Raw genomic sequence first — 20,687 nt, forward strand, 5'->3', positions numbered from 1 at the left:
CCACCCAGGGGCCGCGGGGGGTGGTGTTGATCTGGTCGGCCGGGGCGGGGTCGGTGCCGCGGACGATGCGGGTCAGCGTGACGCCGTCGGCCAGGGTCTGCGTGGTGCGGGTCTCCGCCAGGTCGGCGTCGCCCAGCGGGAGGGCGGTGTCGGCGCTCGCGGCGTGGGCGGTCGGGGCGAGGGCCAGGCCCAGCAGAGCCGTGGCGGCCATCGTCGTGGCCGCCGCGGCGCGTTTCACGCCGCCCAGGAAGAGGGTGTCGATCATGCCCCGAGCTTGATCGGCTCGGGCGAACGGCGACTGGTGTGACGATTGTGCTCAGAGTGACGTACGGGTGAATTTACTGATCCACCGGACGGCTGTTCAGATGAAGGTCAGGGGCGGGAGTTCACGAAGACGAGGGCGTCGCCGACGGCGCGTTCGCGTGATCCGCAAGGCTTGTTGACCAGCTCGCCCTTGACCGACATGGTGGCCGAGCCGCCCCCGTCGAGGTTGATCGCGTCGTGCATGCCGAGCGCCCGGGCGACGGCGGCCGTCTCGGCCAGCGTGGTGCCGACGCTGGTGGCCATCCGGCCGTCGATGGTGGCCAGCATGATCCGGCCGTCCTCGGCCGCGCCCACGATGGTGCGGGGGTTTCGGCCGTAGAGGCCGCCGGAGCCGGGAGGGACCGCGCTCTCGCCGTCCGCCAGGAGCCGGTAGCGGCCGGTAACGCCGAACAGCGCGCCGCCTGCCGGCACCTCGTCGCCGTCCTCGTCGACCAGTGTCGAGGTCTCCTTGAGGCAGCCGTCCGCGGCCACCCTCAGCAGGGCCGCCGCGTCGCGGCCGGTGGCCTGGAGGGACGTCTGGTCGTCGGCCAGCTTCCTGCCACGGGTTTTGAAGGTGTCCACCACGCAGCCGCGGTCGTCGAGCACGACCTCCACGCCCGGCCCCGAGGGCGTGGCGGCGGCGAACTCGGGGTCGAACCGGACCACGCTGCCCGCCGCCGCGCACTCGGTCGGGTCGTCAAGCTCGGCGCACGAGGCCGGGACCGCCGGCGGATGGTTGAGATACTCCAGCGGCAGCGTGGCGCCGGTCCGCTCGTTCCGGACGCTGCCCGACCAGCTCAGCCGGCCGACGAGGACGCGGTTGGTGTCGGCGTCCACGACGAAGTCGGCCTCGTCGGGGTTGGTGGTGGGCTCGCTGAGGAGCTTCCCGTCGTACAGGCCGAGGCCGACCGGGTCGCCGCGGTACTCGGGGTTCGCGGAGAAGGTGAAGAACGAGGCGTTGATCCCGGCCAGCGCGCCGGACGAGCGGACGAGGTCGGTGGTCGTCTCCGTCCCGGCCAGGTCGGGGCCGTAGGTGGCCCTCAGGTGGCCGCGGGTCTCGGCGGGGTCGATCGTCAGTACGTTGATCACCCAGGGACCGCGGGTGGTGGTGTTGATCTCGTCGGTCGACGCGCGGCCGGCGCCCCGGACGATGCGGGTCAGCGTGACGCCGTCGGCCAGGGCCCGGGTGGTGCGGGTCTCCGCCAGACCTTCGGCGCCCAAGGGGACGGCGGCCTCGGCGCTCGCGGCCCGGCCGGTCGGGAGGAGGGCAACGGCCAGCAAGGCCGCTGTGGCGCGGATCAGCGACCTACGCACGGGGGGCGTCCTGTTCCAGCCAGGCGACGATGTGCTCCACGTAGTTGTCCACGTGGATCAGCGGCCTGCCGCCGAGCTCCAGGACGGCGACCAGGTGGTTGACGCCGAACGCGGCGTCCCACACGCGGGCGCGGCGGTAGGTCTCGCCGTCGACGGCGCGGCGGAGGGTGTCCCAGCCGTGCCAGGCCATGAAGGCGGCGTCGATCGCGGGGTCGAACAGGTGGGCGCGGTCCCAGTCGAGCACGCCGACCAGCTTGCCGTCCTGGCTCCACCGCACGTTCTCCCCGCAGAGATCGCCGTGGACCAGCGCGTCGGGGACCGGCTCCAGCGCCAGGGCGGCCTCCAGCCGGCGACGGCCCTCGGCCCGCCATTCGGCGGGGAAGCGGGGGATGACCTCCTCGGCCAGGATCCGCGCCCAGTCGTGCTCGCGGGTCACGGGCAGCACGGCGCGCAGCTCCGGAGTGACGGGCAGCTCGCGCAGGGTCTGGAGCAGCTCGCCGATCCGCGCCGGATCGCCCTGGCCTTCGGGCAGCCCGGCGCCGTCGATCCACGACACGGCGACGGCCGCGCGCTCCCCGAACGTCCGCACCGGCGTCAGCGGCTCCGGGACGGCGAACGGCAGCCCGGCGGCCCCGATCACCCGCAGCATCTCCGTACGGCGGGGCAGGGCCTCGGCCCCTGAAGGGCGTCGGCTGACGCGCACGGCCGCGACCCCGGGCAGCAGGACGACGTCGTGCATCCCGCCCCTCGCGAGCCGCGCCGTGCCGAGGGCGGCTCGGGGCACGAGTGCGTCGGCGATCTCCAGCAGGTCGCCGGGGACCTGGTCACTCATACGTCGGGCACTCTCTCTGCGAACCTGAACGCGGCCGGTCGTCACCGGGGCGATGTGAGCCAGGCAGATGATAGACGCATCGGGAACGTACCGTGACCGTCCGTTGGCGCTCTCATGGCCCGGCCGGCCGGCAGACGCGTAAGGTCGGGAATGTGGGAGATCACGACATGCCGCAGCTCGCCCGGGCCCGAGCCGCCGCCGGGGCGTTGTTCTTCGACGACGAAGGCCGGGTGATGCTGGTGCAGCCCGTCTACAAACCGGAGCGCGACATCCCCGGCGGCTGTGTCGAGCCCGGCGAGACGCCCTACGAGGCGTGTGTGCGGGAAGTGCGCGAGGAGCTGGGCGTCGAACCGTCCATCGGCCGCCTGCTCGTGGCCGACTGGGCACCCCACCCCGACCACGGCGACACGATCCTCTTCGTGTTCGACGGCGGTGAGCTCGACGGTGAGACACTCGGGCGGATCAGGTTCGCCGACGGCGAGCTGAGCGCGTACGCCTTCCATCCGGCCGACGAGCTGGAGGAACTGCTGATCGAGCGGATGGCCCGCCGGGTCAAGGCCGCCGTGACCGCTCGGGAGCTGGGCGAGACGGTCTACCTGGAGCACGGGCGGGCCATCGCGTCCGGCTAAATGAATTGCGGATCAACGGGGCGATCACTGTAGCTTTGCCGTGTTCCACTCGAATCCCTCATGAACGGACCTCGCCCGTGGCGAAGCTGAACCAGATCCTCGCCGTGGAGAAGGGCGTCAAGGCCGGCAGCCAGCGTGCGGTCACCGACGCCTACCACGCCATCCAGAAGGCGCCCCTGCTGTCGGGCCTGTCGCGCACCTACCAGCCGATCGACGACGAGGGCGAGCAGCTTCCGCCGGAGTCCACCCGCGTGCAGGTGAAGGCGGAGGAGGTCCTCGCCGACGTGGCCAAGGCCCTGACCAGGCTGTTCGACGTGACCGCGGCCAAGGACTGGACGAACACGGTCGCCAGGTCCGACGTGGTGGTGGACGGGCAGACCCTGCTGCGCGACGTGCCGGTGACGTACCTGCTGTTCCTGGAGAAGCAGCTCGTCGACCTGCACACGTTCGTGGCGAAGCTGCCGACGCTGGACCCGGCGGAGACGTGGACGTTCGACGACAACGCGGAGACGTGGCGGACCGAGCCGGTCAAGACCACCCGGACGAAGAAGGTCCCGCGCAACCACGTGCTGGCCGAGGCGACCGACAAGCACCCGGCGCAGGTCCAGGTCTTCACCGAGGACGTCGTCGTCGGCTACTGGACGAAGACGGCGTTCTCCGGAGCGCTGCCGGCCCGGCGCGTCAACGAGCTGCTCGCCCGGGTGCAGAAGCTGCAGGACGCGGTGAAGTACGCCCGCGAGGAGGCCAACGGCACGGAGGCCGAGGAGCGCGAGATCGGCGCGGCGGTATTCCGTTACCTGTTCGCCTGATTTCGCCTAGCATGGGACTCCCCGTTTGAGCGACGGGGTGCGCGAAAGCGCGAAGCTGAAGCTCAGGCTGAAGCTGACGAACGGTGACAGTGGGGGTTCGAATCCTCCCCCGGGCACACGCGCCCGGGTGGCCCAAGGGGAAGAGGCAGCCGATCAGACTCAGATTCTCGCTCTAGCCTCAGCATTGACCGTCGAGCGCCAGATCGACCGAGGGTGGGCTGTGATCGTTGAGATGCCGGTTCGAATCCGGCCCGGGGCTCTACGTGCCCCGGTGGCCCAATGGTAGAGCACACGTCGTCATGACTGACCTGCCCTCTTAAACGCCGCTGGCGCCGTACATGGCGGCACCGTTCAGGCCCCCCGGCTTGGGTAGTCCGGGGGGCCGCTGCCGTCTTCCGGGGTTACTTGACCTCGTAGGCGCGGATCACCGTCGAGGTGACCTCGTTGCCGGAGGCGTCCACGGCGTGGCCGCGCAGCGAGACGTAGCCCGGGGCGGAGGGATTCTTGACGCGGGCGGTCCACGTGCCGGCGTGCCCCGTGACCGGAGCCTCGTGCCAGGTGGCGCCGTCGTCGTACGAGAACTCGGCCTCGGCCGCGCGGACGTCTCCGGCGGGGCCCTGACGGGTGAACGTGAGCGGGATGCGCATGCTCCGGTGCGGCTTGGCGGAGTTGTCGAGGCTCAGCTCCGGGGCGAAGCCGACGGCGGTGAGCGGCGGGGTCACGCTCGCGTCGGCGTGCTCCGAGGTGAACTCCAGCACCGTCTCGCGCCGCGTGGACAGCCGCAGCGACGGGGCCGTCACGCTGTACTCGACGCGGTACCGGCCCGGCGACGGGTCGACGTCGATGCCGACCAGCGCGTCGTCGCGCTCCTCGACCAGCTTGCCGTCCCGCAGGACCGCGAGGTGCTGGCCGCCGTAGTCGACGTCCGCGGAGCCCACGTGTCCCGCGCCGTCCGCGTACCCGCCGAGCCGGAGCACCAGCTCGTCGCCCCGCCGTTCCACGGTCGGATACGGGGGCAGCGCCGGCGTCATCGGCAGGCCGAACACGGCGCCGTTCCAGCGCTCGGTGGACTGGCTGCCGGCCGGGTAGGCGGTCGCCTGCTTGGCGAGCCGGGTCAGCGGCGTGGGCCAGCTCTCCGTCTCCACGCCCTCGGTGAAGGACGACTGCCAGGAGACGTCGCCCGCGAAGTACTCCGTGCGTGTCGAGGGGAGCGAGACCGGCGGCAGGTCGTACCCGGTCGGGTACGACACGCCGGGGACGACCGGGGTGTTGTTCCGCCATCCCATGGCGCCCGGGGCGTTGGCCGCGTACTCGGTGCTGACCTTCGCCAGGTCCCGGCTCGTCACGTGGCGGGTGAAGCCGGTGGTGTACGACCCGGCGAGGCGCCAGCCGGACTGGTAGACGTACGGGGTGCCGGTGAAGCCGCCGTCGCCGTCCGGCTTGGCGAACAAGGCGCTCACGACGGTGGACAGCTCCGGCGTCGCCTGCGACGACTGGTCGGCGGTGTAGATGGAGCCGGGGGAGCCGCCGGTGATGGTGGCCAGCATGCTGCGCACGGCGCCGGGCTGCTCGGTCTCCACCGAGACCGCCACGGGGGCCGCCTCCGGCTCCGGCATGGTGATGTCCACCGGGCGGGCCTTGCGGCCGTCCAGCACGAGGTCGGTGTCCTGCTTGACGCTGAGGACGGGGTCGGTGACCACGGTGGAGGTGCCGTCGTCGCCGGTCATCACCGTGCCGACGAAGTACGTGCCATACGGCAGCCGGAACGTGCCCTCCGGCTCCATCAGGTAGAACGCGTCGTAGTCGGAGTGATCGGCGATCATGGTGACCGACTGCGCGGCCGGCGCGCCCGTGCGGTCCAGCGTGGTCACCCTGAGGTCCGCGCTCGGCTGCTCGCGGAAGACGCTGAACGGCGTCTGCACGCTGACTCCTTCGGCGCTCGCCACCAGGCGGCCCGAGAAGACGCCGTACGCGCTGCCGGCGGCGCCGACCGCGGTGCGCAGCTCGACGGAGACCTGTCCGCGGGCCGGCACGGTCACCGACTCCGCGCTCAGGGAGAACAGGCCGGACGGCGCGGCGGTGTCCAGCGCGAGCTTGAGGGTAACCGGGGTGTCGGAGGCGTTGCGGTACGTCACCGCGCGCACGAGGGTCTCGTCGCTCTGCGGGTACTTCTGGAAGCCGACGTTGACCGCGGCCGGCGCGGCGCTGACCGGCTGCCTCAGCGCGCGGACGATGTCGAGCTCACCGGCGCCCTGGTCGAACACGCCGAAGTCCGGGTTCGGCCGGGCGGCGCCCACGAGCGCCGACTTGCGCTGCTGGGCCGTCCAGTCCGGGTGCGCCTGGGCGAGGATGGCCGCGGCGCCCGCCACGTGCGGGGTGGCCATCGACGTGCCGGTGAACGAGACGTACGGGTCGCCGGGGGACCCGGCTTCGCTGGTGGAGCTGCGGGCGGCGACGATGTCGGTGCCCGGAGCGGTGATCTCCGGCTTGACGCCGTAGTCGTCGAGGCGGGGGCCGCGGCTGGAGTAGCTGTCGACCACGCCGGTCTTGGTGACGGCGCCGACCGCGAGCGCCGCGTCGGCGGAGGCCGGCGAGCCGATCGACTGCTCGGCGCCGACGTTGCCGGCCGCGACCACGAAGAGGGTGCCGTACTCGGCGCTGAGGTCGCCTACCGCGGCCTCCAGCGGGTCGACACCGGGGGTGTCGTCGGCGCCGAGGCTCATGTTGACCACCTGGGCGCCGGACTGGGCCGCCCACTGCATGCCTTCGAGGATCGACGACTCGGGGCAGGCGCCGCGGCCGAGGTAGTTGAAGCAGACCTTGCCGTCCAGCAGGGCAACGCCGGGCGCGACGCCCTTGTACTTCCCGCCGGAGGCCGCGCCGCTGCCGGCGACCGTGGAGGCGACGTGGGTGCCGTGGCCGTTCAGGTCGCTGTCGCCCTCGTAGTCCTGGACGAAGTTCCGGCGCGCGGTCACCTTGCCGGCGAGGTCGGGGTGGGTGTCGTCGACGCCGCTGTCCAGGACCGCGACCGTCACGCCGGTGCCGTCGAGGCCCTGCGCCCACGCGGTGGGGGCGCCCGTACGCGGCACGCTGACGTCGAGGGAGAGGCTGCGCTGCCCGTCCAGCCAGATCTTCCCGCTGGTGAGTGACGTCTTCAGGGTCGCCCAGCGCTGGGCGAGGTCGTCGGTCGCGACCTTGGCGGAGAAACCGTCGACCGCGGGGAGCCTGCGGTCGGCGGACAGGCCGCGGGTGACGGAGGAGTCCGACACGATGAGCGGGAGCCGGGGGAGCCGGTCGTAGTCGCCGGCGAACAGCTCCGCCACGTCGAACAGCCGCCGGTCGAGCCGGTCGGCGCGCAGCAGGGGGATCGCGTCGGTGGGCATGACGTACTGGTGCTCGCCGTCACCGAAGCGGACGAACTGCACGCCCTTGCGGGGCTGGACGGTGATCCGGCCGCCGGCGGAGGTGACCCGGTCTCCGGTGATGAGGGTGAGCGTCCTGGGTTGCGCCTCGGCGGCCTGGTCCGCCCGCGCGGGTGGCGGTCCCGGTTCGGCGGTGGCGATGCCCGGGGTGGCGGCGACGAGTGAGGCGGTGACGAGGACGAGCGCGCCGTGAAGAGTACGGCGTTGTCGCATGGGGGCTCCGTGGGGGATACAGGACGGGACGGCACACCGCCCCGGATCCCCGGACGGCAGCTGGACCCGTCTGAGGGGGCTGCACAGAGGACCTCTTCGCAGCTTTGGCGCTAATGGGGTCTATCTGTCGCTTTGGGAAGCAAGTGAAATTTACTGTGATATGTGACAGTTGATGTATCGATCACACCAAGATCAGATAACAGTCGCCCCTGACTCCTGGCGAGGAGTAGATGCGCCCGAAGCGAGCGCGGGATCCCCGGAAGGGCCGGCACGGCGCGGGAGAGTTTGGGCAGCCATGAAGGGGGGCCCGGGCACGGTAGCGGCGCTCGCGGTGTTGGGATCGCACTCGATCGGTTCGCCGACGCGACTCACGGGCGTCGTGTCGGCGGGCGCTGCCCACGAGCGGGCGCGGCACGGAATCGTGACGGGGAGTGTGGCGGTGGTGGCCATCGGCAGGCGAGCGGGCGGACGGCGACAGCGCTGCGAAGGGGGGTCGGGTGCGGCGCGGGCCGCGCCCGAAGGGGGGCAGCCCGCGTCGCGCACGAGGGATTACCAGCGGTGGTGGACCTGGGGGCGGATCAGGTCGTCGTAGATCGTGCGGATGGCGGCGTGGGTGGCCGGGTCCAGGGGCGCGAGGGCGGCGGCGGTGGCGTTGGCGGTGGCCTGGGCCGGGTTGCGGGCGCCGGGGATCACCACCGAGACGCCCTCCTGGTCGAGGATCCAGCGGAGGGCGAACTGGGCCATGGTCACGCCCTCGGGCACCAGGGGGGCCAGGCGGCGGACTGCCTCCAGGCCGGTGGCGAAGTCGACGCCCGAGAACGTCTCACCGACGTCGAACGCCTCCCCGTGCCGGTTGAACGCCCGGTGGTCGTCGGCGGCGAACGTCGTGTGCTCGTCGTACCTGCCCGACAGCAGGCCGCTGGCCAGCGGGACGCGCGCGATGATGCCGACCCCGGCGGCGCGGACGGCCGGCAGCACCTGCTCCAGCGGCTTGAGGCGGAACGCGTTCAGGATGATCTGCACGGTCGCCACCCCCGGCCGGGCGATCGCGGTCAGGGCCTCCTCGCACGTCTCCACGCTGACGCCGTACGCGGCGATCTTCTTCTCCGACACCAGGGTGTCGAGCGCGTCGTACACGGCGTCGGTCGAGTAGACCGGCGTCGGCGGGCAGTGCAGCTGGACCAGGTCGACGGTGTCAACGCCGAGGTTGCGGCGGGAGCGCTCGTTCCAGGCGCGGAAGTTGGACATCACGTAGTTGGCCGGGATCTGCTCCAGCCTGCGGCCCATCTTGCTGGCCACGGTCAGCTCGGGGCGGCTCTTGGCGAAGCGGCCGACGATCTGCTCGCTGCGCCCGTCGCCGTACACGTCGGCGGTGTCGATGAAGGTGACGCCCGCGTCCACCGCCGCCTGAAGCGTGGCGAACGCGTCGTCCTCGGAAACCTGGCCCCAGTCGGCGCCCAGCTGCCAGGCGCCGAGCCCGACCACGCCGACCTCACGCCCGGTGCGTCCCAACACGCGGTGTTCCATGGCAGTCAACCTTTCTCACATGCGAAGACGGCAAGCAGCACCAGTGTCCCGGAAGAGGGGAGACGAGTTGCGCCGGGGTGTCAGGGTCGCCAGACGTACGGCGTGGTCGTGGTGACGGCGTGGAAGCCGAGACGCTGCAGGATCGGCCGGCTGTCCTCCGAGGTGTCCACCTGGAGATGCTCCACCCCCGCCGCCACGGCGAGCCGGGCGCGGCGGGCGACGAGGGCGCGGTAGAGGCCGCGGCCCCGCCATTCCTCCAGCGTCGAGCCGCCCCACAGGCCGGCGAAGCCGGTGCCGGGCTTGTGCACGAGCCAGGCGGCCGACACCACCCGGTCCCCGGCCTCGGCCACCAGGACGGCGATCGCGTCCGGGCCCTCGCCGACGCGCCGGATCAGGTCGTCGGCCAGCCACCCGTGGTCGTCGCCCCAGACGGCCGACTCCATCGCGGCGATCGCCCGCAGGTCGGCGGGCGCGGTGACCCGGCGGATCGTCACGCCGTCCGGCAGCGGCGGCTCCCCGGTCATCTCCTTCGCCGCGCCGATCAGCACCGACTCCGGCGGCTCGGGGGCGAAGCCGGCGCGCGTGAGCCGCTCCGGCAGGTCGGCGGGCAGGTCGTGGCCGCGGGTCTTCCACTCGAAGCTCTCGCCGCGGGCCGCGAAGTACGCGCACTGCCGGGCGATCAGCTCGTCGAGCCCCTCCTGCTCCAGCACCGGCGGCCCCTCCACGAAGCCCCTGGCCATGCCGGTGACCCGCAGCAGCGGCCCGTCCAGCTCGTACGCCAGCCCGTCCGGGCTCGTGCCGGGGATCCACCGGCGGGTCCTGTCGTACGCTTGGAGGAGGGATTCACGCACGAACGCGTACTTTAACGGACAGTACGCTGATGGTCATGATTCGCCCTGCCAAGACCGCCGACGTGCCCGAAATCCTGAGCATGATCCACGAGCTCGCCGACTACGAGAAGGCCGCCCACGAGGTGCGCGTGACCGAGGAGCAACTGCGCGACACGCTCTTCCGCGACCACCCGGCGGCCTTCGCGCACATCGCCGAGCAGGACGGCGAGGTGGTCGGGTTCGCGCTGTGGTTCCTGACGTTCTCGACCTGGCGCGGCGTGCACGGCATCTACCTGGAGGACCTGTACGTACGCCCGCGGCACCGCGGCGGCGGTCACGGTGTCGCGCTGATGAGGCGGTTGGCGGAGATCTGCGCCGAACGCGGCTACCAGCGGCTGGAATGGTCGGTCCTCGACTGGAACGAGCCGTCGATCCGGTTCTACGAGAAGCTCGGCGCGGTCGACCAGGACGACTGGCGCAGGTACCGGCTGACCGACGAGCCCCTGCTGCGCCTGGCGGGCCGGCGCGACTGACGCCCTCGGGACGACCGGCCCCGGACAAGCGTCACGCAGGTCACGTACGGTGACGTGGCCTGCGTGACCTGGACGTTAAATGCCGGCGCGGGTCGCGGCGCGGCCCGCTTCGGCCTGCTCGAACATGCCCATGCCGGGCTCTTCGAGGTCGCGGTGGGTCTCCTCCATGCGCAGCGCGAGGCCCATCGCCATGAACGTGGGCGCCCACTCGCCGATGAAGATCCCCCACCGGTCGGCGCGGTCCAGGCCCGCCTGCTCGGTGTTCTTGGACATGAGCCAGGTCGCGAACGACAGTCCGATCGACGCGACGCCGGCCATATACATGTGGGTGGACTTCACACCCATCTGATGCAGCTTCTTGATCATGTTCCCCCCCTTGCTCTGACACCTGTTACCCGAGGGGGCATGGGCTAACCGATCATTTCCGGCATGTTTCCCGCGTGACGGTTGTGCGCGGCTTGTTACCGCGGTGAATCACCCGTAACCAACGCACGGCCACGCACGGTCAGAGTGCGTAACGAGCGCTTCCTAGCTTGGGGATTCCGGACGCCGAGCGTAGGAGAGGTCGATGGCGCGCTGGATCGCCGACTGGCACCCCGATGACCCAGCCTTCTGGGAGAGTTCAGGCAAGCGCGTCGCCCGCCGCAACCTGATCTTCTCGATCGTGGCCGAGCACCTCGGCTTCACCGTGTGGACGCTGTGGAGCATCGTGGCGACCAGGCTGGGATCGTACGAGTTCGCCACCGACCAGCTCTTCTGGCTCGTCGCGCTGCCCAACCTGATCGGTTCGGTGCTGCGGGTGCCGTACACGTTCGGGCCGGCGCGGTTCGGCGGGCGCAACTTCACCGTGGTGAGCGCGCTGTTGCTGCTGATCCCGGCGGTATTGCTCGGGGTGGCGGTGAACCAGCCGGGGACGCCGTACTGGATGTTCCTGGTGATCGCGGCGCTGGCCGGGGTCGGTGGCGGGAACTTCGCCTCCAGCATGGCGAACATCACCTACTTCTACCCCCGCCACAAGCAGGGCGTCGCGCTGGGGCTGAACGCGGCGGGCGGCAACATCGGCGTCAGCTCCGTCCAGCTCGTCATGCCGCTGGTGATCGGCTCGCTCGGACTGGCCGCCGCCGGGTGGTTCTGGATCCCGTTCATCGTCGTGGCGGCCGGGTGCGCCTGGTTGTTCATGGACAACCTCACCAGCGCCAAGGCCGACCCGCGCGAACAGCTCGCGGTGGCGGGCAAGGCCCAGACCTGGATCATGTCGTTCCTCTACATCGGCACGTTCGGGTCGTTCATCGGCTACTCCACCGCGTTCCCGCTGCTCAGCCAGAGCCTCTTCCCCGGTGCGCCGTACGCCGCGGTGGCCTTCGCCGGGCCGCTGATCGGGTCGCTGATCAGGCCGGTCGGCGGCTGGCTGGCCGACCGGCTCGGCGGAGCTCCCGTCACGCTGTGGAACTTCGCCGCGATGGGCGGCGGCGTGCTGATCGTCTGGACGGCGGCCGGCTCCGGGAACTTCTGGCTGTTCTTCCTGGCCTTCCAGATCCTGTTCCTCACCTCCGGCATCGGCAACGGCTCGACGTACCGGATGATCCCGGCCATTTTCCAGGCCAAGGCCGTCGCCGAGCGCGGCGAGGGCGAGGAGGCCCTGTTGTACGGCAAGCGCCAGGCGTCGGCCGCGATCGGCATCATCTCGGCGGTCGGGGCGCTCGGCGGGTTCCTCATCAACCGGGCGTTCGGCATGTCGTTCGCCGCGGCCGGCACCCCCGGCCCCGCCCTGCTGGCCTTCTGCGCCTTCTACGCCTGCTGCTTCGCCCTGACCTGGTGGTGCTACACCCGCAAGGTCGGCGTCAGGGTCGTGGCCAGCCTCGCCCATGCCAGGGTCTGATCGGATGAGCGAGCCGGTGAAGACGCACTGCCCGTACTGCGCCCTGCAGTGCGGCATGGAGATCGGCCCGGAGATGGGCCCGGAGATGGGCACCGGTCTGACGATCGCTGCCAGGACCGACACCCCGGCCAACGCCTCGGGCGCGCTGTGCCAGAAGGGGTGGACGGCGGGCGAGCTGCTCACCAACGGCGCGCGCCTGACCACGCCCCTCCTGCACGGTGAGCCCGTCGCCTGGGACGTCGCGCTGGACTACGTGGCCGACCGGGTGTCCGCACTCCGCGCCGAACACGGCCCCGACGCCGTGGCCGTGTTCGGCGGCGGCGGGCTGACCAACGAGAAGGCGTACGCGCTGGGCAAGTTCGCCAGGGTCGCGCTCGGCACCAGCCAGATCGACTACAACGGCCGCTTCTGCATGTCCTCGGCCGCCGCCGCCTCACTCAGGGCGTTCGGCATGGACCGCGGCATGCCGTTCCCCATCACGGACCTGGCCGAGGCCGACGTCGTGCTGCTGGCCGGCGGGAACGTCGCCGAGACCATGCCGCCGTTCGTCCGCCATCTGTCGGGGCCGCGGCTGATCGTCATCGACCCGCGGCGCACCCAGACGGCCAGGCTGGCCTGGCTGCACCTGCAGCCCGCGCCCGGCACCGACCTGGCCCTGGCCCTCGGCCTGCTGCACCTCGCCGTCGCCGAGGACCTGGTGGACGAGGCGTACGTTGCCGCCAGGACCACCGGGTTCGAGGAGGTGCGCACGTCGCTGGCCTCCTGGTGGCCCGAGCGGGTCGAGCGGATCACCGGCGTGCCCGTCTACCGGATGCGGCAGGCGGTCAGGGCCCTGGCCGCGGCGGGCAACGCGTACGTCCTGACCGGGCGCGGCGCCGAGCAGCACGCCAAGGGCACCGACACGGTGACCGCGTTCATCAACCTGGCCCTCGCGCTCGGCCTGCCCGGCACCCACGGCTCCGGGTACGGCTGCGTGACGGGGCAGGGCAACGGGCAGGGCGGCCGGGAGCACGGCCAGAAGGCCGACCAGCTCCCCGGCTACCGCAAGATCGACGATCCGGCGGCCCGCGAGCACGTGGCGGGCGTCTGGGGGATCCCGGCCGAGGACATCCCAGGGCCGGGGCGGTCGGCGTACGAGCTGCTCGACGCCCTCGGCACCCCGGACGGGCCGAAGGCGCTGCTGCTGTTCGGGTCGAACCCGATCGTCTCGGCCCCCGACTCCGAGCGCGTGGCCGCCCGCATCGGCGCTCTCGACCTGCTGGTGGTCTGCGACGTCGTCATGTCGGAGACCGCCGTGCTGGCCGACGTCGTCTTCCCCGTCACCCAGTGGGCCGAGGAGACGGGCACCATGACGAACCTCGAAGGCCGCGTCCTGCTGCGCCGCCGCGCCGTCCCGCCGCCCCCGGGCGTGCGCAGCGACCTGGACGTCATCGCCGGGCTCGCCGAACGGCTCGGCCACCGCTTCGCGACCGACCCCGGCGAGGTCTTCGACGAGCTGCGCCGCGCCAGCGCGGGCGGCCCGGCCGACTACTCCGGCATCACCTACGAGCGGATCGCGGACGAGACCGGCGTCTTCTGGCCGTGCCCGTCGCCGGAGCACCCCGGAACGCCCCGCCCGTTCCTCGACTCCTTCGCCACCCCGGACGGCCGCGCGCGGTTCCTGCCGGTGCAGCACCGGCCGGCGGCCGAGGAGCCCGACGACGACTACCCCGTCTACCTCAGCACCGGCCGGGTGCTCGCCCACTACCAGAGCGGCGCCCAGACGCGCAGGATCGCGCCGCTCGTCCGGGCCGCGCCCGAGCCGTACGTCGAGCTCCACCCGGACCTCGCCGAACAACTCGACATCGCCGCCGGCGACGTCGTGCGCGTCAGCAGCAGGAGGGGCGAGACCAAGGCCGTGGCCAGGATCAGCGACGCCATCAGGCGCGACACCGTGTTCATGCCCTTCCACTGGGAGGGCGCCAACCGGCTCACCAACCCGGCACTCGACCCCACGTCGCGGATGCCGGAGTTCAAGGTGTGCGCGGTCAGGGTGGAGAGGTTGTCATGAGACTCGTCGTCGTGGGCAACGGGATGGCCGGATCGCGGCTGGTCAGCGAGGTACGCGCCCGGGACCCGCACATCAGGATCACCGTGTTCGGCGCGGAGTCATGCCGGCCGTACAACCGGGTGCTGCTGTCGAACGTGCTGGCCGGCGGCTCCAGGCCCGAGCAGGTGCGCCTCCTCGACGCCTCCTGGTACGACGCCAACCGCGTCACCGCCGTCTTCGGCAGCGCGGTCGCGCACATCGACCGGGAGACCCGGCACGTCGTCACCGACGACGGCCGGCGCGAGCCGTACGACCTGCTGGTGCTGGCCACCGGCAGTGACGCGATCGTGCCGCCGATCCCGGGCGTGGAGCGGGCCATCCCGTTCCGAACGCTCGACGACTGCGAACGCATCCTGCAGGCCGCCGAGAAGACCGGCCGGGCCGTGGTCGTCGGCGGCGGGCTGCTCGGCGTCGAAGCGGCCCGCGGCCTGGCCGGGCGCGGCCTGCCTGTCACGCTGCTGCACCTGGCGGGACACCTCATGGAACGCCAGCTCGACGTCGAGGCGGGCGAGGTGCTCGGTGAGACGCTGGCCGGGCTCGGCATCCGGACGCGAACCGGCGTCATCGCCGCCGGCGTGGACGAGGACGGTGTCCGGCTCGACTCCGGCGAGCTGGTCGAGGCCGACCTGGTCGTGCTGGCCTGCGGCGTGCGACCCGTCACGAACCTGGCCGCCGAGGCCGGGCTGGAGGTGCGCCGCGGCGTCGTCGTGGACGACGAGCTGCGTACCGACGACCCGTCGATCTTCGCGATCGGCGAGTGCGCCGAGCACGACGGCACCGTCTACGGCCTGGTCGCGCCCGCCTGGGAGCAGGCCGCCGTGGCCGCCGACGTCATCACCGGCGGCAAGGCCCTCTACCGCGGCTCCCGCCTGGTCACCCGCCTGAAGGCCAAGAGCGTCGAGCTGGCGGCGATGGGCGAGACCCAGCTCGGCGAGGAGCACGCCGAGGTGGTGCGCTTCAGCCACCGGGCCCGCGGCACCTACAGGAAGCTCGTCATCCGTGACGGCCGTCTGGTCGGCGCGATCCTGCTGGGCGAGAGCGACGCCGTCGGCACGCTCACCCAGCTCTTCGACCGCGGCGGGCCGGTGCCGGGCGACCGCGCCGGGCTGCTGTTCCCCGGGCTGGCGTCGGCGCCCGTCACCGACAGCCCGACGCTGATGCCCGACGCGGCCAAGGTCTGCCACTGCAACAACGTGACGAAGGGCCAGATCAGGGCGTGCTGGGAGGCCGGCGCGCGCGACGTGGCCGGGGTGGCCGCCGCCACCAGGGCCACGACCGGCTGCGGCACCTGCCGCGACGCCGTGGAGGGGATCGTCGGGTGGCTGTGCTCCCAGGAGGGAATCCAGGAAGGGGCTTCGGTATGAACATCGTCGTCGTGGGGTACGGGCCGGCGGCTCAGCGGTTCGTCGAGACGCTCGCCGGCAAGGGGTTCGACGGGCGGGTCACCGTGATCGGGGAGGAGCCGCGCCCGGCGTACGACCGGGTGCACCTGACGTCCTACCTGTCGGGCACGAGCGCCGACGAGCTCACGTACGCGGTGCCCGACGGGATCGTGACGCGGCTGGCCACCCGGGTCACCGCCGTCGACCGGGCGGCCAAGCGGGTGGTCACCGCCGACGGCGGGGCCGAGCCGTACGACGTGCTCGTGCTGGCCACCGGGTCGGCGCCGTTCGTGCCGCCGGTGCCGGGGGCCGAGCACGCCTTCGTCTACCGCACCATCGAGGACCTCGACGCGATCAGGGTGGCCGCGAAGGACGCCGTGGAGGGCGTCGTGGTCGGCGGCGGGCTGCTCGGACTGGAGGCCGCCGACGCGCTGCGGGCGCTCGGGCTCAAGGCGCACATCGTCGAGATGAGCCCCTGGCTGATGCCCCGCCAGGTCGACGAGGGCGGCGGCTCGGTGCTCAAGGGGCACATCGAGTCCCTCGGGCTGGGCGTGCACGCCGGCTCCGGCGTCCAGGAGGTCGTCACCGGCCCGGACGGCCGGGTCGCCGGGCTGCGCAAGCCGGACGGCACGCTGCTGGAGGCGCAGGTCGTGGTCTTCTCCGCGGGCATCAGGCCGCGCGACGAGCTGGCCAGGGCGTGCGGGCTCGACGTGGGCGAGCGGGGCGGGATCGTGGTCGACTCCGCGATGCGCACCTCCGACCCGTCCGTCTACGCCGTCGGCGAGTGCGCGCTGGCCGGTGGCATGGTCTACGGGCTCGTCGGGCCGTGCAACACGATGGCCGAGGTCGCCGCCGACCGGGTCATGGGCGGCACGGCGGCCTTCGAGGGCGCCGACATGTCCACGAAGCTCAAGCTGCTCGGCGTCGAGGTGGCGCAGTTCGGGGCGATGGACGGGGCGCTCGACGTCACCTACATGGACCCGGTGGGCGGGGTCTACAAGAAGTTGTTCATCAGCGACGACGCGCGCACGCTGCTCGGCGGCATCTGCGTGGGCGACGCCTCGCCGTACGCGGCACTGCGTCCGTTCGTGGGCAAGGAGCTGCCCGCCGCGCCGTCGGACCTGCTGTTCAGCGGGGCGGGCGCCGCCCTCGACCTGCCCGACGAGGCGCAGGTCTGCTCCTGCAACAACGTGTGCGCCGGCGACATCCGCACCGCCATCGCCGACCAGGGCGTCACCGACGTGCCCGGCGTCAAGGGCTGCACCCGCGCCGGCACGACCTGCGGCAGCTGCGTGCCGATGCTCAAGCAGCTGCTGGAGAAGTCGGGCGTCGAGGTCAGCAAGGCGTTGTGCGAGCACTTCGCGTACTCGCGGGCCGAGCTGTTCGACATCGTACGGGTGCGCGGCATCACGACGTTCTCCGAGCTCATCGCCGGGCACGGGCACGGGCGCGGCTGCGACATCTGCAAGCCGGCCGTCGCCTCGATCCTGGCCTCGCTGCACAACGGGCACGTGCTCGAAGGAGAGCGCGCCGCCCTTCAGGACACCAACGACGCCTTCCTGGCCAACATCCAGAAGAACGGCACGTACTCGGTCGTGCCACGCATCCCAGGCGGCGAGATCACGCCCGAGAAGCTCATCGTGATCGGCGAGGTCGCCCGCGACTTCGGCCTCTACACGAAGATCACCGGCGGGCAGCGCATCGACCTGTTCGGCGCCCGGATCGAGCAGCTGCCGGAGATCTGGCGGCGGCTGGTCGAGGCCGGGTTCGAGTCGGGGCACGCGTACGGCAAGGCGCTGCGCACGGTGAAGTCGTGCGTCGGCTCCACCTGGTGCCGCTACGGCGTGCAGGACTCGGTGGGCCTGGCCATCGCCCTGGAGCTGCGCTACCGAGGGCTGCGCTCGCCGCACAAGCTCAAGTCGGCCGTCTCCGGCTGCGCCCGCGAGTGCGCCGAGGCCCGCTCGAAGGACTTCGGCATCATCGCCACCGAGCAGGGCTGGAACCTGTACGTCGGCGGCAACGGCGGCTTCAAGCCCCGCCACGCCGACCTGCTGGCCAAGGACCTGAGCACCGAGGAGCTGATCCGGACCATCGACCGGTTCCTGATGTTCTACGTCCGCACCGCCGACCGGCTGCAGCGCACCGCCGCGTGGCTGGAGTCGCTGGACGGCGGCCTCGACTACCTGCGGGAGGTCATCATGGAGGACTCGCTCGGCATCTGCGCCGACCTCGACGCGCAGATGGGGCAGCACGTCGCCACGTACGCCGACGAGTGGCGGGCCACGCTGGACGACCCCGAGAAGCTGGGCAGGTTCGTCAGCTTCGTCAACGCCCCCGGCGTGCCGGACCCGTCGATCGTCTTCGCCAGCGAGCGCGGCCAGATCAAGCCGGTGATGGCCCGATGAGCTGGACCCGGATCTGCGCCTACGACGCGCTGCTGCCCGAGCGGGGGGTCTGCGCCCTCGTGGACGGCGTGCAGGTCGCCGTCTTCCGCACCTACGACGGCGACCTGCACGCGCTGGACAACCTCGACCCGTTCAGCGGCGCGTACGTGCTCTCGCGCGGCATCGTCGGCACCAGGAAGGGCGAGCCGACGGTCGCCTCGCCGCTGCACAAACAGGTGTTCTCCCTGGTCACCGGGCGGTGCCTGGACGAGGAGGGTGCGTCGGTGCCCGTCTACGCCACGCGGGTGACGGACGGGAACGTGGAGGTGAGCGTGCGGGGAGTGGCGGTTTTCCCTGAAGTGCTGCGTACGGCGGTGGCGGCAGGTTAGGCTCGGTGCGCGTCCCTACACCGGGTCCATCTCCAGCGGGGGATAGACGTGTGGGCTGCGATGGGCCGCGGGAAGCACGCAACGCCGTCCGGAGTCCACGCTTTCGCAGCGTGCGGCGTCTTCGCGGTTGGGGAGTGGTTCGGTGTTCGGCTCGATTCGCGGCACTGGATGGACGGTATCCCCGCGACCATGATCGCCGGTCTCGATTGCGCAACGATCGAAGCTCTGAACGGTCTCGCCAATTTCAGTAAGCCGTGATGGTGAGTACTGGCGAGTAAAGGCGTTGTGCGAAGTGCCTAAACCGGGCATTCGGCGCGGACTAGTGCGGGCATCAAGCGGCCATGAGCAAGAACTCTCAACGCAGGGCACTCCTGCTGGCCGCGATAGTCCCCGCCCTCCTCGTCGCGGGTTGCTCCGCGGGTACCACGCAGGCCATGCAAGGGGTGGCGAGCCCCGTCCCGCCCACCGAGATGGAATCGCCCGGCATGTCGCCGGACATGTCGCCGACGGACCAGGCTCCGGCTACGGATCCCCGTACGGCCGTCCAGAACTACTTCAGCGCCCTGAAGTCGGGCAACGTCGACCAGGTCGTCGACTCCTTCGCCGACGACGCGGTCGTCGCCTGGGACGGCGAGCCGACGGCCGAGGGCACCCAGGCCATCCGCAGGCTGTACCAGCAGCAGGCGGAGGGCCAGAAGGAAGCCACGCACACCATCGACGAGGCGCGTACCGCCGGCAACGAGAACGGCGTCGTCCGCGCGACGAGCAAGCAGGACAACGAGACCCACCGGGAGCTGTTCGTGCTCACTCAGGACGGCGGAGAGTGGAAGATCTCGGAGCTCATGACCAACCAGCAGTCCTGATTGCTCTTTCCAGGGCGGTCCGCCTCGGACGGCCAGTGGCCGGGGCCGGCCAGGGCGGCAGAAAGGCGGGAGGGTGTTTTCCGCTCTCCCGCTTTTCTTTGTCGCGTTATCCGGTGTGACGGTTTTTGTCTGGATATATCGGGTTAATTTCGTCCGGCTGAACGGAACCTCGGGAGGGCTTGCGGTGTATCACCACCGGAGGTGGTCCCATGAGGGCGATCGTGGTCGCGCTGGCCATGTTGGCGGGGATGGTGTCAGGGGTGTTCGCCGGTCCGGGCTCCGCGGCGGCGTCGGGCGGGTGGGCGGTGACGTACCTGGACCCGCCGCCGTCCCGGTTCGACAGCGGCACGTCGTACGCGCTGGGATTCTGGGTGCTGCAGCACGGCACCCACCCGCCGAAGGGCGAGCTGGGGCCCATCGCGCTGCGGTTCGTCCGGGAGGACGGCACGAGCAGGCGTTTCGCCGGCACGGTCCTGCCCGAGGCGGGGCACTACGCCACGTCCGTGGTGCTGCCGCAGGGCGTGTGGCGGGTGGTCGCCGAGCAGGGCCTGTTCGAGCCGTACGAGGTCGGCACGCTCACCGTCCCCGGCTCTCTGACGATCGATCCGGTCCCACCGGAGCTCGTCCGTGACATCGGCGGGTCTGACTCGTGGGGAGCCATCCGCCCGCCCGCCGTACCGGTGGCGGATCCGGCCGCCGCACCGTCGTCCGAGGGTGCCGAGGCTGCCGGGGCTCCGGCGACTCCTTCCGAGGCCGGTGCTCTCCCGTCGGCGCGGCCGGTCGATGCCGGGGGCTCGGCGGCGGGTGCGGACGGAGCCGGCGGGGTGCCCGCGTACACGCTGCTGTTCGCCGCCGCCGGTGGCGCGGCGCTCGCGGTGGCCGCGCTGCGCCTGCCGCTCCTCTCACGGCGCCGCGAGCCGGCGGACGGCGTCGCGATCTCCGGGTAGGCGCCGCGCGACGCCCTCCGTCCCGAGTCGCCCGGTGAGAAGGTGGTGAGCGGCATGGGCGCGGTGCTGGGGCTGGTGGCGCTGCTCGCGGTGGGGATCGCGGGGGTGTACGCGGTGGCGGCTCATCTCGCGCCCCGGAGCGTCGCGGAGACCGGGCCGTTCCTGTCGGGGGCGCGGCCCCGTGAGCACGCCCTGTCCCGGTTCCACGTGCGGTGGTACACCGTGACGCTGGTCTTTCTGGCCTTCGACATGGAGATGATCTTCATGTACCCGTGGGCCGTCGTGGTGGCCGAGCTCGGACCCATGGCCGTGGTGGAGATGTTCGTGTTCCTGGGGCTGCTG

Annotated in this window: 18 protein-coding genes; 11 read left to right on the top strand and 7 right to left on the bottom strand. The window is 71.7% G+C overall.

All coding sequences use genetic code 11. The features are described from left to right. From E1286_RS35230 to E1286_RS35240, 3 genes are all read right to left on the bottom strand, one after another. Positions 1 to 265, bottom strand: a 265-nt coding sequence (locus tag E1286_RS35230) for a hypothetical protein (protein WP_223190727.1), incomplete at its 3' end; no start/stop codon positions are given. 107 nt (positions 266 to 372) lie between these two features. Beyond that, positions 373 to 1,617: a phosphodiester glycosidase family protein gene (locus tag E1286_RS35235; RefSeq protein WP_223190729.1), complete on the bottom strand. Its 1,245-nt coding sequence runs from the start codon at positions 1,615 to 1,617 to the stop codon at positions 373 to 375. Then, the gene (locus E1286_RS35240) at positions 1,610 to 2,449 is read right to left on the bottom strand and encodes a phosphotransferase (protein WP_132619574.1); all 840 of its coding nucleotides are present in this window, start codon (positions 2,447 to 2,449) and stop codon (positions 1,610 to 1,612) included. Before E1286_RS35240 ends, E1286_RS35235 begins: the two co-directional genes overlap by 8 nt. Before the next feature lie 152 nt (positions 2,450 to 2,601). Between E1286_RS35240 and E1286_RS35245 the strand changes: the two genes are divergently transcribed. Then, complete coding sequence (locus E1286_RS35245; RefSeq protein ID WP_281282810.1) at positions 2,602 to 3,078, top strand: NUDIX domain-containing protein; 477 nt, start codon at positions 2,602 to 2,604, stop codon at positions 3,076 to 3,078. Between the two features lie 77 nt (positions 3,079 to 3,155). After that, the gene (locus tag E1286_RS35250) at positions 3,156 to 3,887 is read left to right on the top strand and encodes a DUF7873 family protein (protein WP_132619576.1); all 732 of its coding nucleotides are present in this window, start codon (positions 3,156 to 3,158) and stop codon (positions 3,885 to 3,887) included. Between the two features lie 401 nt (positions 3,888 to 4,288). Here the strand turns inward: E1286_RS35250 and E1286_RS35255 are convergent, their stop codons facing one another. The 3 genes from E1286_RS35255 to E1286_RS35265 all read right to left on the bottom strand — a co-directional run bounded on the left by E1286_RS35255 (position 4,289) and on the right by E1286_RS35265 (position 9,900). Then, entirely contained in the window at positions 4,289 to 7,522 is a 3,234-nt protein-coding gene (locus tag E1286_RS35255; RefSeq protein ID WP_132619578.1) for a S8 family serine peptidase, read from the bottom strand. 549 nt (positions 7,523 to 8,071) lie between these two features. After that, positions 8,072 to 9,049, bottom strand: a complete 978-nt coding sequence (locus tag E1286_RS35260; RefSeq protein WP_132619580.1) for an aldo/keto reductase — start codon at positions 9,047 to 9,049, stop codon at positions 8,072 to 8,074. An 80-nt stretch (positions 9,050 to 9,129) separates the two neighbouring features. After that, positions 9,130 to 9,900 carry a GNAT family N-acetyltransferase gene (locus tag E1286_RS35265; protein WP_132619582.1) on the bottom strand — a complete coding sequence of 257 codons (771 nt, stop codon included), beginning with the start codon at positions 9,898 to 9,900 and terminating at the stop codon, positions 9,130 to 9,132. Positions 9,901 to 9,935: 35 nt separating this feature from the next. Between E1286_RS35265 and E1286_RS35270 the strand changes: the two genes are divergently transcribed. Further along, a complete protein-coding gene (locus E1286_RS35270; protein WP_132619584.1) occupies positions 9,936 to 10,412 on the top strand; it encodes a GNAT family N-acetyltransferase in 477 nt (158 codons plus the stop codon). Between the two features lie 75 nt (positions 10,413 to 10,487). Here the strand turns inward: E1286_RS35270 and E1286_RS35275 are convergent, their stop codons facing one another. Continuing rightward, positions 10,488 to 10,778, bottom strand: a complete 291-nt coding sequence (locus tag E1286_RS35275) for a hypothetical protein (protein ID WP_132619586.1) — start codon at positions 10,776 to 10,778, stop codon at positions 10,488 to 10,490. Between the two features lie 202 nt (positions 10,779 to 10,980). On the opposite strand from E1286_RS35275, the gene E1286_RS35280 reads away from it, so the two are divergent. The 8 genes from E1286_RS35280 to E1286_RS35315 all read left to right on the top strand — a co-directional run. After that, positions 10,981 to 12,291, top strand: coding sequence for an MFS transporter (locus tag E1286_RS35280; RefSeq protein WP_132619588.1), 1,311 nt, complete (start codon positions 10,981 to 10,983; stop codon positions 12,289 to 12,291). A 4-nt stretch (positions 12,292 to 12,295) separates the two neighbouring features. Next, positions 12,296 to 14,341: a molybdopterin oxidoreductase family protein gene (locus E1286_RS35285; RefSeq protein WP_132619590.1), complete on the top strand. Its 2,046-nt coding sequence runs from the start codon at positions 12,296 to 12,298 to the stop codon at positions 14,339 to 14,341. Continuing rightward, positions 14,338 to 15,744, top strand: coding sequence for an FAD-dependent oxidoreductase (locus E1286_RS35290; RefSeq protein WP_132619592.1), 1,407 nt, complete (start codon positions 14,338 to 14,340; stop codon positions 15,742 to 15,744). Before E1286_RS35285 ends, E1286_RS35290 begins: the two co-directional genes overlap by 4 nt. Further along, positions 15,741 to 18,167, top strand: a complete 2,427-nt coding sequence (gene nirB / locus E1286_RS35295; protein ID WP_132619594.1) for a nitrite reductase large subunit NirB — start codon at positions 15,741 to 15,743, stop codon at positions 18,165 to 18,167. The genes E1286_RS35290 and nirB overlap by 4 nt, the downstream gene beginning before the upstream one ends. Continuing rightward, entirely contained in the window at positions 18,164 to 18,535 is a 372-nt protein-coding gene (gene nirD / locus E1286_RS35300; protein WP_132619596.1) for a nitrite reductase small subunit NirD, read from the top strand. The genes nirB and nirD overlap by 4 nt, the downstream gene beginning before the upstream one ends. Before the next feature lie 341 nt (positions 18,536 to 18,876). Continuing rightward, positions 18,877 to 19,398: a YybH family protein gene (locus E1286_RS35305; protein ID WP_132619598.1), complete on the top strand. Its 522-nt coding sequence runs from the start codon at positions 18,877 to 18,879 to the stop codon at positions 19,396 to 19,398. A gap of 209 nt (positions 19,399 to 19,607) precedes the next feature. Further along, entirely contained in the window at positions 19,608 to 20,345 is a 738-nt protein-coding gene (locus E1286_RS35310; RefSeq protein WP_132619600.1) for a hypothetical protein, read from the top strand. A 54-nt stretch (positions 20,346 to 20,399) separates the two neighbouring features. Then, positions 20,400 to 20,687 (top strand): NADH-quinone oxidoreductase subunit A (locus E1286_RS35315; protein ID WP_132619602.1); only part of this gene is annotated, 288 nt, incomplete at its 3' end.

The organism is Nonomuraea terrae (genome assembly GCF_004348995.1).
GTDB classification, from domain to species: Bacteria; Actinomycetota; Actinomycetes; order Streptosporangiales; family Streptosporangiaceae; genus Nonomuraea; species Nonomuraea terrae.

Excerpts from the sequence above, each read along its gene's own strand:
- E1286_RS35310 (WP_132619600.1), top strand. The coding sequence starts at position 19,608 with ATGAGGGCGATCGTGGTCGCGCTGGCCATGTTGGCGGGGATGGTGTCA.
- E1286_RS35285 (WP_132619590.1), top strand. The coding sequence starts at position 12,296 with ATGAGCGAGCCGGTGAAGACGCACTGCCCGTACTGCGCCCTGCAGTGC.
- E1286_RS35255 (WP_132619578.1), bottom strand. The coding sequence starts at position 7,522 with ATGCGACAACGCCGTACTCTTCACGGCGCGCTCGTCCTCGTCACCGCC.
- E1286_RS35270 (WP_132619584.1), top strand. The coding sequence starts at position 9,936 with ATGATTCGCCCTGCCAAGACCGCCGACGTGCCCGAAATCCTGAGCATG.
- E1286_RS35280 (WP_132619588.1), top strand. The coding sequence starts at position 10,981 with ATGGCGCGCTGGATCGCCGACTGGCACCCCGATGACCCAGCCTTCTGG.
- E1286_RS35290 (WP_132619592.1), top strand. The coding sequence starts at position 14,338 with ATGAGACTCGTCGTCGTGGGCAACGGGATGGCCGGATCGCGGCTGGTC.
- E1286_RS35305 (WP_132619598.1), top strand. The coding sequence starts at position 18,877 with ATGAGCAAGAACTCTCAACGCAGGGCACTCCTGCTGGCCGCGATAGTC.
- nirB (WP_132619594.1), top strand. The coding sequence starts at position 15,741 with ATGAACATCGTCGTCGTGGGGTACGGGCCGGCGGCTCAGCGGTTCGTC.
- E1286_RS35260 (WP_132619580.1), bottom strand. The coding sequence starts at position 9,049 with ATGGAACACCGCGTGTTGGGACGCACCGGGCGTGAGGTCGGCGTGGTC.
- nirD (WP_132619596.1), top strand. The coding sequence starts at position 18,164 with ATGAGCTGGACCCGGATCTGCGCCTACGACGCGCTGCTGCCCGAGCGG.
- E1286_RS35275 (WP_132619586.1), bottom strand. The coding sequence starts at position 10,778 with ATGATCAAGAAGCTGCATCAGATGGGTGTGAAGTCCACCCACATGTAT.
- E1286_RS35240 (WP_132619574.1), bottom strand. The coding sequence starts at position 2,449 with ATGAGTGACCAGGTCCCCGGCGACCTGCTGGAGATCGCCGACGCACTC.